Annotated in this window: 12 protein-coding genes; 10 read left to right on the top strand and 2 right to left on the bottom strand. The window is 67.6% G+C overall.

The window, feature by feature from the left end; genetic code table 11:
* Positions 1-14: 14 nt before the first annotated feature.
* The 3 genes from trxA to HLA98_RS20315 all read left to right on the top strand — a co-directional run bounded on the left by trxA (position 15) and on the right by HLA98_RS20315 (position 4,299).
* Complete coding sequence (gene trxA, locus HLA98_RS20325; protein WP_057501204.1) at positions 15-872, top strand: thioredoxin; 858 nt, start codon at positions 15-17, stop codon at positions 870-872.
* A 107-nt stretch (positions 873-979) separates the two neighbouring features.
* On the top strand, positions 980-2,680 hold the full coding sequence (locus tag HLA98_RS20320; RefSeq protein ID WP_057501203.1) for a FecR family protein: 1,701 nt from the start codon (positions 980-982) through the stop codon (positions 2,678-2,680).
* A complete protein-coding gene (locus HLA98_RS20315) occupies positions 2,677-4,299 on the top strand; it encodes a CHASE2 domain-containing protein (RefSeq protein WP_049447562.1) in 1,623 nt (540 codons plus the stop codon). Before HLA98_RS20320 ends, HLA98_RS20315 begins: the two co-directional genes overlap by 4 nt.
* Positions 4,300-4,351: 52 nt before the next feature.
* Here HLA98_RS20315 and HLA98_RS20310 read toward each other — a convergent pair whose 3' ends face one another.
* Complete coding sequence (locus tag HLA98_RS20310; RefSeq protein WP_057501202.1) at positions 4,352-4,804, bottom strand: REP-associated tyrosine transposase; 453 nt, start codon at positions 4,802-4,804, stop codon at positions 4,352-4,354.
* A gap of 221 nt (positions 4,805-5,025) precedes the next feature.
* Here HLA98_RS20310 and HLA98_RS20305 point away from each other — a divergent pair, with 221 nt between their 5' ends.
* Both HLA98_RS20305 and HLA98_RS20300 read left to right on the top strand, forming a co-directional pair.
* Entirely contained in the window at positions 5,026-5,478 is a 453-nt protein-coding gene (locus tag HLA98_RS20305) for a DUF4442 domain-containing protein (RefSeq protein WP_049447560.1), read from the top strand.
* A gap of 47 nt (positions 5,479-5,525) precedes the next feature.
* A complete protein-coding gene (locus HLA98_RS20300) occupies positions 5,526-6,242 on the top strand; it encodes a hypothetical protein (RefSeq protein ID WP_057501201.1) in 717 nt (238 codons plus the stop codon).
* 8 nt (positions 6,243-6,250) lie between these two features.
* Here HLA98_RS20300 and HLA98_RS20295 read toward each other — a convergent pair whose 3' ends face one another.
* Complete coding sequence (locus HLA98_RS20295; protein ID WP_057501200.1) at positions 6,251-7,567, bottom strand: hypothetical protein; 1,317 nt, start codon at positions 7,565-7,567, stop codon at positions 6,251-6,253.
* Positions 7,568-7,643: 76 nt separating this feature from the next.
* Between HLA98_RS20295 and HLA98_RS20290 the strand changes: the two genes are divergently transcribed.
* The 5 genes from HLA98_RS20290 to gloA2 all read left to right on the top strand — a co-directional run bounded on the left by HLA98_RS20290 (position 7,644) and on the right by gloA2 (position 12,644).
* Positions 7,644-8,339: a DUF502 domain-containing protein gene (locus tag HLA98_RS20290; protein WP_005414135.1), complete on the top strand. Its 696-nt coding sequence runs from the start codon at positions 7,644-7,646 to the stop codon at positions 8,337-8,339.
* Entirely contained in the window at positions 8,336-9,121 is a 786-nt protein-coding gene (locus tag HLA98_RS20285) for a queuosine precursor transporter (protein WP_057501199.1), read from the top strand. The genes HLA98_RS20290 and HLA98_RS20285 overlap by 4 nt, the downstream gene beginning before the upstream one ends.
* Positions 9,122-9,215: 94 nt before the next feature.
* Positions 9,216-11,156, top strand: coding sequence for a DUF885 domain-containing protein (locus HLA98_RS20280; RefSeq protein WP_057501198.1), 1,941 nt, complete (start codon positions 9,216-9,218; stop codon positions 11,154-11,156).
* A 16-nt stretch (positions 11,157-11,172) separates the two neighbouring features.
* Positions 11,173-12,243, top strand: a complete 1,071-nt coding sequence (locus HLA98_RS20275; protein WP_057501197.1) for a serine hydrolase domain-containing protein — start codon at positions 11,173-11,175, stop codon at positions 12,241-12,243.
* Complete coding sequence (gene gloA2, locus HLA98_RS20270; protein ID WP_049447555.1) at positions 12,240-12,644, top strand: SMU1112c/YaeR family gloxylase I-like metalloprotein; 405 nt, start codon at positions 12,240-12,242, stop codon at positions 12,642-12,644. Before HLA98_RS20275 ends, gloA2 begins: the two co-directional genes overlap by 4 nt.
* Positions 12,645-12,795: the final 151 nt, after the last annotated feature.

Raw genomic sequence — 12,795 nt, 5'->3', positions numbered from 1 at the left:
ACGATGCCTCTCCCATGACCGAGACGACCTACGTATTCGACGCCACCACTGCGACCTTCGAGGCCGAAGTCCTGCAGAAGTCGCTGCAGACGCCGGTGCTGGTCGACTTCTGGGCCACCTGGTGCGGGCCGTGCAAGACCCTCGGGCCCATGCTGGAAAAGCTGGCCGCCGAATACAACGGCGCCTTCGAGCTGGCCAAGGTCGACGTCGACGCCGAACAGCAGATCGCTGCGGCCTTCCAGATCCGCTCGGTGCCGACCGTATTCCTGGTCAAGGGCGGCCAGCTGGTGGATGGCTTCCCGGGGGCCATCCCGGAAGGTCAGCTGCGTGAATTCCTGGCCCAGCACGGCATCGTGCCGGCCGACATCGGCGACGCCGCTGCCGAAGACCAGACACCGCTGGACCCGCAGGCACAGGTGGATGTGCTGCGCGCGCAGATCGCCGCCGAGCCGGACAAGGACGAGCTGAAGCTCGACCTGGCCCTGGCCCTGCTGCAGATCGGCGGCGTGGACGAGGCCGGCACGCTGATCGACGGCCTGCCCGCCAATCTCGCCACCGACGACCGTGCCGTGCGCGCCCGTGCCCGCCTGTCCTTCGCCGCCGCACTGAAGGACGCACCCGCGGCCGAAGTGCTGGACGCGCGCATTGCCGCCGACGGCAAAGACCTCAAGGCCCGACACCTGCGTGGCGTGCAGCTGTTGCTGGGCGGCCACGATGAGGCCGCACTTGCCCAGTTCCTGGAAATGCTGCGGATCGACCGCGCCTTCGAGGAAGGGCTGCCGCGCAAGGCCCTGATCGACGCCTTCAATGTGATCTCCGACGAGGACCTGGTTGGCCAGTACCGCCGCCGGATGGCCTCCCTGCTGTTCTGAACGGGAACGGACTTCGTTCAGAATCCCTGCACTGAACGCGGGCAATAATGCGCGGGATGGCGGCCGTTCGGCCGCCACGATCCGTTCGGGGGGATGAGGTCGGGGCCATGGGGTCTTGCAGCTGCACCCCCGTTTTGCCGGGATTGCAAACTGTGACCTTCGTCCGCTCGCTGTCGTTCGCCATGCGCTTCCAGGGCATCCTGCTCTGTACCCTCCTGCTGCTGCCGGGTCTGGCCACCGCCCAGGACTGGAACTACCGGGTCCGTCCCGGCGATACCCTGTGGGATCTGGGCAGCCTGTACCTGAAGCCGTCGGTACGCTGGCAGCAGCTGCAGCAGCACAACCGCATCGACAATCCTTACCAGTTGCCGCCGGGCCAGCTGCTGCGCTTCCCGATCAGCTGGCTGCGCATCGAGCCTGCGCCCGCCCGCGTGCTGTCGGTGCGCGGCAAGGTCGAGCTGTCAGGCGCCGATGGCAGTGCCACCCGCGCGATACTCGCCGGGGAACAGCTTCGCATCGGTGACACCGTGCAGACCGAAGGCGACTCCAGCGTCACTCTTGAATTCGCCGACGCCTCGCGCCTGCAGCTGCGCGAGTATTCCCGGCTGCGCCTGGACCAGCTCAGCCGCTATGGCCATACCGGCATGGTCGATACCCGCCTGCGCCTGCAGCAGGGCCGTGCCAGCAACCGGGTGACGCCCGCCCGCGGCCCGGCATCGCGTTACATCATCGACGCCCCCACCGCGACCAGCAGCGTGCGCGGTACCGTGTTCCGGGTCAGCGCCGGTGACACCCACCAGGTTGCCGCCACCGAGGTCCTGCAGGGCAAGGTGCAGGTCGGCAACACCCACGGCCAGCGCATGGTCCAACCTGGACAGGCTACCCGCAGCAGCAGCGCAGACGCAGCCCCCGCTGCGGTCTCGCTCCTGCTGCCGGCGCCGACGCTGCGAAATGACCAGCTTCGGCTGGCGCCGCTGCCGACCCTGCTCGCCTGGGACCCCGTCGACGGCGCCGCGCACTACCGCGTGGAAGTGGTGCAGGCGGCAACGCCGGAAATCCTGCTGTTTGCCGCAACCACCGAAGACACCCGCCTGGCCATCGGCGACCTGCCGCCCGGGCAGCTGCGCGTGCTGCTGCGCGCCGTCGACGCGCAGGGCGTGGAAGGCCTGGATGCCAGCGTTGATTTCGAACTCAGCGACCAACCGCCGCCACCGCTGACGGTGGCCCCGCTGCATGGACAGACGATCAACGGCGACCGGCCGCGTTTCCGTTGGAGCCAGGCCCCCGGCGCACGCAGCAGCGTGCTGCAGATCGCCGCCGAGCCGAGCTTCGTGCAGCCACTGCAGGAACAGACGACCCAGGGCACCGACCTGCGCCTGGCACAACCACTGCCGCCGGGGCAGTACTTCTGGCGCGTGGCCTCGCGCGATGGCAACGGTCACCAGGGCCGCTATGGCCAGGCGCTGCCGCTGCAACTGAGCAATGAACCGGTCGATCCGGCCCTGCAGCCGCCGGAGGCCGCGCACGGTGAGCTGACCCTGCGCTGGCAGGCCGGCAGCGACGGCCAGCGCTACCGGGTGCAGGTCGATCGCCGCGGCGACTTCAAGGCCCCCCTGGTCGATGAGACGGTTGCCGAGCCGCAGGTCAGCTTCAAGCGGCCGTGGAGCGGCACCCTGCATGTACGCGTGCAGTACATCGACGATGACGGTCATGCCGGCGAGTACTCGCCGGCGCAGCAGATCAAGCTGCCGTGCCGCCTGTGCTACGGCGCCGGCGGCGGCGCCCTGCTGCTGTGGCTGTTGTTATGAGGCGCTCGCCACTGCCGTGGTCGAAGAGGATCCTGCTGGCGCTGCTGGCTGGCGTGCTGACCGTGATCGCCAGCCAGGGCCAATGGCTGTGGCGGCAGGATGAAGCTGCCTACGACGCCATGGTCGGCAACTGGGACTATCGTCCCGACCCCAGCGTGCTGATCGTGGCGATCGACGAAGGCAGCCTGCAGCGCATCGGCCAATGGCCTTGGCCCCGCTCGATCCATGCCCGCCTGCTGGACCGGCTGACCGATGCCGGTGCCGAACGCGTTGCACTGGACCTGATGCTGTCCGAACCGGACCGCCGCGACAGCCGCCAGGACGAGGCGCTGGCCGCGGCCATCCGCCGCAATGGCCGGGTAGTGCTGCCGGTGCTGGCCGCGCCCGCGGCCGGTGATCGCATGGCAGAGGAAATGCTGCCGGTACCGCAGATTGCGGCCAGTGCCGCCGCCATCGGCCACACCGACGTTGAAGTGGACGGCGATGGTGTCGCCCGCGGCGTGTACCTGCACGCCGGCATCGGCCAGGCGCATTGGCCGGCGCTGGGGCTGGCGCTGGCCGACCTGCCGCCGGGCGCGGTGCACGGCCTGCCTGACCCCCATCCGGAGATCGGTTCGCCCTATCAATGGCGGCGCAACGATTATGTGCGCGTGCGCTATGCCGGGCCGCCCGAGCGCTTGCCGCAGGTGTCCTATGCCGACGTGCTGGATGGTCACGTGGACATGGCGATGCTGCATGGCCGCCGCATCATGGTGGGCATGACCGCCAGCGGCATCGCACCGCGGCTGCTGACCCCGACCACCCGCGAGTTCTGGATGAGCGGCAGTGAGTACCAGGCCAACATCGCTTCGATGCTGCTGCAGCACAAGCAGATCGATCTGCTGCCACGCCTCTGGCAGCATGCCATCAGCGGCGTGCTGGTGGCGCTGTGCGTGATCCTGCTCGGCCTGCGCCTGCCATGGCTTGCTGCGCTGTGCTCGCTGCCGCTTCCACCGCTGCTGAGCTGGTTGCTGTTGCGCGCCGGTGACCTGTGGTGGGCACCGGCCAGCGCAATGCTGGGCGTTCTGCTGGTGTTGCTGGCCTGGGCGATCTGGCGGATCTCGGCCTGGCACCGCCAGGCCAACCGCGACGCGCTGACCGGTCTTGGCAACCGCCTGCGCTTCGAGCAGTCGCTGCAGCAGGAATGCGATGCAGCCCGGCGCAGTGGCAAGCCTTTGAGCCTGGCGCTGATCGACGTCGACCACTTCAAGCGCCATAACGACCGCCATGGCCATCAGGTCGGCGACCGCGTGCTGCGCGATGTCGCACGCCTGATCGGTGCGCATGCACGCCGCCCACGCGACATGGCCGCGCGCTACGGCGGCGATGAGTTCGCTCTGGTGCTGCCGGATACCCCGGCCGAAGGCGCGCGCCAGGTCATCGAGGACCTGATCGCCTGCGTGCGTGCAGTGCCGGCGCCCGGTGACGGCAGCGAAGCAGGCGTCACCCTCACCATCGGCGTGTTCACCCGCGTACCCGATGGCACGCTGCAACCTCACCATTTCGTCGAAGGCGCCGACACCGCCTTGTACCAGGCCAAGGCCAACGGCCGCGACGGGTATGTCATCGACGGCGCATGACGCAGGATGTGCACACCGCCTGTAGAGTCGAGCTTGCTCGACTGCCTCCGCCTCATTCCAGCGGCCAGCGACACCACGCAAACGGATAGTCTCCCAGCCGCGGTGTCAGGCCCGCGCGCACGGGGTTGGCCAGTACATACAGTGACTGTTGCCGAACATCCGCCTCATTCCGGATCAGATGATCGTAGTAGCCCCGCTGCCACACCGGCTGTCCTTCATCGGAGTGCACATTGACTGCAATGGCCACTCTGGACTTCAGTGACTGCATGCATCGCCCCAGGGTTCCTTGACGCAGCTGCATGACCCAATGCAGATGATCGGGCATTACCACCCAGGCAAATGATCGCGTGAGTCCACGGCGGTCACTGTCACGAAGGCCGTCCATCAGGGTCGCCGCGTGTCGCGTATCTGCAAAGATGCGTCGACGACCCGCGGTGACAGCGGTGACTACGTAGAAGCATCCGATTGCGGAAAATCGACCGCGCAACAAGGCAGGGCTGGGCATGTAAACAGCATGGGCCGGAGACCGGGCCGTACCCATCGGGAAAACGCTGAAATAGCTATCGGATGGCGTCGAGCGTATTCGCTGCTGCCCTGAAAGCAGTCGAGCAAGCTCGACTCTACAATTCGCCGGACCACGTCCGAATCGTGCGGACGCTCGCCAAGGCTACAACATACGCATGCGAATGGTTAGACTGGCAGCCTCGCCTCCTGCCCGGCCTTCGCATGAACGCCCGCCTGTTCCGCTTCGGTATCAATCTCTGGCCGCCGTTCCTGTTCACCGGCATCCACGTTACCCGCATCACGCCGGACTACCGGCAGATCGATGTCGAACTGCGCCTGCGGCCATGGAACCGCAACTATGTCGGCACCCACTTCGGCGGCAGCCTGTTTGCGATGACCGATCCGTTCTGGATGCTGGGCCTGCTGCACATCCTCGGCCGCGACTACTACGTATGGGACCGGGCCGGTGCCATCGATTTCCTCAAGCCCGGCCGCGGCACCGTGCGTACGTCGTTCCGCATCGACGATGCGCTGCTGGATGAACTGCGGGCCGAAGCAGCTGGCGGTGAAAAGGTGCTGCGCTGGTTCAGCAACGACGTGGTCGATGAAAGCGGCGAGGTTGTCGCCCAGGTGCGCAAGCAGGTCTATCTGCGCCTGAAGCCGCACGCACGCTGAATCAACGCTGGGGCGCTATCCTCTTTGCCCTCTGCCATGGAGGCCCGATGCGCCCCTACACCCTTGCAGCACTGCTGAGCACCCTGCCGTGCGCGGCCCATGCGCTCGACCTGCCGACGGTGCAGTACCCGACGCTGCCGGCCCAGGCTGCCACTGCTGCCGGCTTCGTGCCCGACGGCTGGACGCTGGAGTCCAGCATCGAAGGCGATCTCGACCGGGATGGCCGCGCGGACCTGGTACTGGTGCTGCGCCAGCAGGATCCGCGCAATGTCATCGAACACGATGGCTTCGGCCCATCGCCATACGACAGCAACCCGCGCATTCTCGCCGTGGCATGGTCGCGCCCAACCGGCTATGTGCTGGCGGTGCAGGACCATCAGCTGATTCCGCGCCCGGACAACCCGGTCATGAGCGATCCGCTTGAAGAAGGTGGTGTCAGCATCCAGCGTGGCACGTTGAGGATCGCGCTGTTTTCATTCGCCAGCGCCGGAAGCTGGTCGATGGGTACCACCGCCTTCACTTTCCGCTGGCAGGATGGCGCGTTCGCGCTGATCGGCTACGACCAGGATTCGGTGATGCGCAATTCCGGGAAGACCGAATCGCTGAGCGTGAACTTCTCCACGCGCAAGGTAAGGCACGCCGAAGGCAGCATCGAGAACGACAAGGACAGCGTGCACTGGCAGGCACTGCGTGGCACCCGCCGCTGGACGCTGCAGACCGTCGGCGATGGCTGGGCATTCGATCCGCAGGCCGGTACCGACTGAGCTACGGTTCAGTCGCGGGCCGCGGCAGTTGCGTCGGCGTCGGCCATCAGCGGTACGGACAACCAGGGGCTCTCAGCGTCACCCTGCGGTGGCGAACGACGCGGCACCAGCAGATGGCGGCCATCGACGGACAGCCGCGGCGACCGCACCGGCGACCGGAACTGCGCAGGCAACCGCTGCAGCGCCTCAGCCGGGTCCTGCGCCTGCTGCCGCAACCAGCGCTGGGCGCCGAGCAGGCGCAGCATTGCCGCCGCGTCCTGGGACCGTGACGAATACGCAGGATAGACGGGCGCGGCAATCTCGGTCAGCACGCACCCCATCACATTGGACAGGCAACCGAAATCCCGCTGCGGCGGCGCCTGTACCGGCAGCGGCCGATCAGCCTCCAGCGCGGCCGTGGCGGCTGCGCCACAGGCCCAGCCAAGATTGCCGGCCACGCGCGCCAACGTGCTGCTCCGATCCAGCACCAGGACGCCACCAAATTCCTGGGCCGAGGACTCGATCGCCGCCCGGCTCATCGCGTACTCGCCCTGCATCGCACGGCACAGGTTCTGTTCCTCGGCCCGCAACGGCTGCATGGCCTGTTCGCACTCGGCCGGCAGGGGGTGGTCGGCAGGCAGTTCGACCAGCATGTCAGCCAGCAGCTGGGCATTGGCCTGCACCAGGCTGGCACCGATGATGCTCTCGACCAGATAGCGGCCGCCGGGCACCAGTCGCCGGCCCAGCTGCAGGCCACGGCAGGCACCACGCAGGGCACCGTCAATGTCACCCTGCACGTAGGCCAGCGCGCGTGCACTGGTGGCGTCCATCACCACGCCATAGGCCGGCAACGGGACCAGAATGCCCTCGCCCTTCGGCCGGAACGGCGACACGAAGTAGTCCGCTTCGGCGAGCTGATCCAGCCGCGCATGCAACTGCTGGTGCCCGGCGTGGGCCTCCACAAAGCGTTGCGGGTCCGCGCGGACCTGGGCGAGACAGCCGCTGGCGGCCGGCCCGCAACTGGCCCCGGGCCGCGAGTGCAGCTCGGCATGGTTGGCCACCAGGTGTGTCCGGCCGCTGCTTCCGCCATGTGCATCGGCTTCCCAGCGCCGTACATCCTCGGCCAGCGCCTGCTCGCGCTGCTGGGCATCCAGATCGTCGAACGGCAGCGTCCACAACAAGGCATAACCGTTGTGGCCGGTCGCCGGCAGGCGTGCTTCCAGTCGCTGCTGCGCCTGCAGGCGCGATTCGGGCACCGGCCACATGCGCGAGGCGCACCACACCACGATGGCCAGCACCAGCAGGCCTGCCAGGGTCCAGCCCAGTCCGCGCAGGATCTTCAACACAGCTTCCCTTCCATGTGCCGTTGCCGCAGTCGATTCCCCAGCGTAATCGACCCACGCCGGCCGCTACAATGCGCACATGTCGCTCGAAGCCCCCGCCCTGGTTCCCCGCCCTTCCCTGCAGCGCCTGTTCCTGACCGGCCTGCTCACCCTGCTGCCGATCTGGCTGACCTGGGTCGTGGTCAAGTTCGTGTTCGTGCTGCTGTCGGGCATTTCCAGCCCGCTGGTGGTACCACTTTCCGAGCAGATCGCGACCAGCTTCCCGCATTACCTCGGCTGGGTCCGCGCCGAGTGGATCCAGGACACCATCGCCCTGCTGGCCACCCTGCTGGTGATCCTGGCGGTGGGCGTGGCCAGCCGCCGCGTGCTCGGCCAGCGCCTGCTGCGCTGGGTGGGCGCGGTCATCAAGCGCATTCCGCTGGCCAGCATCATCTACGACAGCGCCAAGAAGCTGCTGGACATGCTTCAGACCGAGCCGGGCAGCACCCAGCGCGTGGTGCTGATCGACTTCCCGCACCGCGACATGAAATCGGTCGGTCTGGTCACCCGCGTGATCAAGGAACACGGCACCGACCGTGAGCTGGCCGCCGTGTACGTGCCGACCACGCCGAACCCGACCTCGGGTTATCTGGAGATCGTGCCGGTGGAGCTGCTGACCCCGACCGACTGGACCGTCGACCAGGCGATGAGCTTCATCATTTCCGGCGGTGCCGTGGCGCCGTCCAGCGTGCCGTTCACCCGTGCCGGCGAACGCACTGGCGAACGCACCGAATGACACCGGCGCCGATCGAGCGCCCGCTACAGGACCGCGCGGTCCTGCTGTTCATCGTGCTGGCCGCGTTCTTCTGCGGCAACGCGGTGCTGGCCGAGCTGATCGGGGTGAAGATCTTCGCGCTGGAAGACACCCTGGGCATCGATCCGCTGAACTGGAACCTGTTCGGCCAGACCGGCTCGCTCAGCTTCACCGCCGGCACCCTGCTGTGGCCGGTGGTGTTCATCATGACCGACACCATCAACGAGTTTTTCGGAAAGCGCGGCGTGCGCTTCATCTCGTGGCTGGCGGTGGTGCTGATCGGCTACGGCTTCCTGTTCGCCTTCGCGGCCATTTCGCTGGCGCCGGCCAGCTGGTGGGTCACTTCGATGGATGGCCACGGTGTGCCGGACTACCAGGCCGCGTTCGCAGCCGTGTTCGGCCAGGGCATGTGGACCATCGCCGGTTCGCTGGTGGCCTTCCTGCTCGGCCAGCTGATCGACGTGGCGGTGTTCCATCGCATCCGCCAGGCTACCGGCGAGCGCCACGTGTGGCTGCGCGCAACCGGATCGACTGCGGTCTCGCAGTTGGTGGACAGCTTCGTGGTGATCTGGATCGCCTTCGTGCTGGGCCCGCAACACTGGCCGACCTCGCTGTTCCTCGCCGTCAGCAGCGTCAACTACATCTACAAGATGGGCTTTGCGATTGCTTTGATTCCGTTGCTGTACCTGATGCGGCGTGCCATTGCCCGCTATCTGGGTGCAGACAGAGCCGCCGCGCTGCGCGCCGCAGCCGCGGCTGACTGAAGCCCCAGCAGCAGAAAGCTGACTGCGCCTTCACGCTGGCCGTACGCGGCCGGATCGTGCAAGCTCCACGGTCTGTGTTCCACGGAAGCTCCTGATGCCGCATCCCACCCGCGCCCTGGCCGCCGCCATCGCCGCGTTGTTCCTGTTCAGCGCCGTGCCGTCGGCCGAAGCAGCGAAAAAGAAGGCCAGCCGCCCTGCCGCCGCGCAGACCCGCCAGGCCGCCAAGCCCAAGGCCAGGCCCGCCCGCGCCACCGCGCCGGCCCGTGGCAGCTCGGCGCGCCGCGCCGCGCCGCGTCCGGTCGCACCGGCCCGGGCCGTACCCAAGCAGGTGCAGCTGGAGCGCCTGTACGACGAATACTGGGATGCCTCGATGCGGTTGAATCCGCTGCAGGCGACCTTCCAGGGCGAGGCCCGCTACAACGACCAGCTGCCCAACATCCTGTCCGCCGCATGGCGCCAGCAATCGCACGACTTCACCACCGAGTGGCTTGGCAAGGTGGAGAAGCTCGGCAGCGACGGCCTGCAGGGCCAGGACCTGCTCAGCTACGAGATCTTCGTGCGCGATGCGCGCGCCTCGCTGGCCGCAGAGCGCTACCCCAGCTGGATGATGCCGATCAGCCAGTACTACAACGTCGGCAGCATCATGGCGATCCTCGGCGCCGGTGCCGGCGCACAGCCGTTCAACACCGTGCAGGACTACGACACCTGGTCGCGCCGCGCGCTGGGCATTCCCGAGCTGTTCGACCAGGCCATCGAGAACATGCGCCAGGGCATGAAGGCTGGCGTGGTACAGCCGCGCGACCTGATGGAGAAGGTGCTGCCGCAGCTGGATGCGGTCATCAAGCCGACCGCTGAAGAGAGCATCTTCTGGTCGCCGATCCGCACCATGCCCAGCACCATCGCGGCCGAGGACAAGGCGCGCATCAGTGCCGAGTACAAGCGCATGATCGAACTGCGCATCATGCCGGCCTATCGCGCCCTGCGCGGTTTCATTGCCACCGAATACCTGCCCGCCACGCGCGCCAGCAGTGGCCTCAGCGCGCTGCCCGATGGCCAGGCGTGGTACGCCAACCTGATCGTGCAGACCACCGCCAGCGACCAGACTGCCGCGCAGCTGCATGCACTGGGCGAGCAGCGCGTGCAGGAGTTGCAGGCACAGATCGCCACGGTGATGAAGGACGCCAAGCTGCGTGGAACGCCATCCAAACTGCTGCGCAGCATGCGCAATGACCGTCAGTTCCAGTACGGCGACGCCAATGCGCTGATCAACCGCTACCGCCAAGTGCAGCAGCAGGTCAATGCGCGCCTGCCGCAGGTACTGGACACCCTGCCCAAGTCGACGCTGGACGTGCGCGCAGTGGAACCGGAACGTGCGCTGACCGCCGCCGCCGCAGCCTATCAGCCGTCACCGGCGGGGCAACCCGGCGTGCTGTACGTGAACACCCGCGACCTGCCCAGCCGCAAGCGCTGGAACGTGCCGGTGCAGTACCTGCACGAAGCGATCCCCGGCCACCACGTGCAGCTTGGCCTGCAGCAGGAGCTGGCCAAGCTGCCGCGCTTCCGCCGCCTCGGTGGCGACCTCGCCTTCGTCGAAGGCTGGGGCCTGTACGCGGAAACGCTGGGCGAGAACCTGGGCATCTACACCGATCCCTACGACCGCATCGGCTACCTGTACTCGCGCCTGCTGCGCGCCGCGCGCGTGGTGGCCGATACCGGCGTCAACGCACAGGGCTGGAGCAAGCAGCAGGCCGTCACCTACCTGCAGAAGACCGTGGACATGAGCAGCGACGACGCCAACGCCGAAGTCGAGCGGATCATGGCCCAGCCCGGCCAGGCGCTGTCCAACGTGGCTGGCCTGACCACCATTGTCGCCCTGCGCGACAAGGCCAAGGCACGCCAGGGCGCGGCCTTTGACCTGCGCCGCTTCCACGCCGAACTGCTGAAGGACGGCTCGATGCCGCTGGATGTGCTGGACCGCAAGATGGAACGCTGGATGGCGCAGCCGGCCAGCACCACACCCGCGCCTTCACCCTGACCCCTCGGGAGCCGCCATGCGCCCTGCCGTCGCCCTGTTCGCCGTCGTGCTGGGCCTGCTGCCAGTGGCAGGCTGCGCCGCACCGGTGCTGACCCCACCGGACGCGGGCATCGACGGGCTGATGCAGGCCTACGATGGCCAGGTACCCGGCGCCGCAGTTCTGGTGCTGCACGATGGGCAACCGGTATTCCGCCGCGGCTACGGTCTGGCGGTGGTGGAGGACGGCACTGCAGTAACCATGGCCAGCAATTTCCGATTGGCCTCGGTCAGCAAGCAGTTCACCGCTGCGGCGGTGCTGCTGCTGGTGGAAGACGGGCGGCTGGGGCTGGACCAACCTGCCCGGCAGTGGCTGCCCGAGCTGCCACCGGTTGCCGCGGCCATCACCCTCCGCCACCTGCTCTCGCACACCAGCGGCCTGCTCGACTACGAAGACCTGATGGACCCGGCAGACACACGGCAGGTACACGATGCCGATGTGCTGGCCCTGCTGTCGCGCCAGGACCGGCTGAACTTCGCACCCGGCACGCAGTACCGCTACAGCAACAGCGGTTATGCGTTGCTGGCACTGATCGTCGGCCGCGCGTCCGGCCAGGATTACGCGACCTTCCTGCAGCAACGCATCTTCCGCCCGCTGGGCATGGCCCACACCGTGGCCCACCAGGACGGCGTGGATACCATCACCGCACGCGCCTATGGCTACAGCCAGATCGATGGCCACTGGCAACGCACCGACCAGAGCACCACCAGTGCCGTGCTCGGCGATGGCGGCATCTATTCCTCGCTGGACGACCTGGCCCGGTGGGATGCGGCGCTGTACGACGACCGCCTGTTGTCGAAAGCCTCGCGCCGGGCGATGTTCAGCCCGGCCACATCGACGCCCGAACCGGATGTACCGCACTACGGCTTCGGCTGGCGCCTGAATGGTTCGGTGCAATGGCACAGCGGCGAGAGCATCGGCTTCCGCAACGTGATCGTGCGTCACCCGGAGAAGCACCTGACCGTGATCGTACTGACCAACCGCAACGACCCCGAACCCTATCCGCTGGCGCAGAAGATCGCCCAGCGCTGGCTGGACACCCTGCAATGAACACCGCTTCCGACGGCCTGCTGGGCATCCACCACGCCGCACTGATCTGCAGCGACTACGCACGCTCGAAGGACTTCTACGTGCGCATCCTCGGCCTGCGCGTGCTGGCCGAGAACCACCGCGCCGCACGCGATTCCTGGAAGCTGGACCTGGCCCTGCCCGACGGCGGGCAGCTGGAACTGTTCTCCTTCCCCTCGCCGCCGCCCCGTCCCAGCCGCCCGGAGGCCCAGGGCCTGCGCCACCTCGCGTTCCGGGTGACTGCACTGGAACCCTTCATCCAGCGCCTGGCCGCGCATGGTGTCGCCTGCGAACCGATTCGCGTGGACGAATACACCGGACGCCGCTTCACCTTCTTCGCCGACCCTGACGACCTGCCGCTGGAGTTGTACGAAGTCGGTTGACCCCGCATTCCCACGGTCGGTCTTATCCCCGCATGGCGTGGATCTACAGTGTCGACCAAGGTCGACACCTACCAACAGCCGCAGAAATCTGTCAGAGGTGGGGGGGGGGGGGGGGGGGGGGGGGGGGGGGGGGGGGGGGGGGGGGGGGGGG

It is taken from the genome of Stenotrophomonas africana (assembly GCF_013004645.1).
Taxonomy (GTDB): Bacteria; Pseudomonadota; Gammaproteobacteria; order Xanthomonadales; family Xanthomonadaceae; genus Stenotrophomonas; species Stenotrophomonas africana.
The sequence above is the reverse complement of the archived record's forward strand: the minus strand, read 5'-3'. Positions and strand labels throughout refer to the sequence as shown.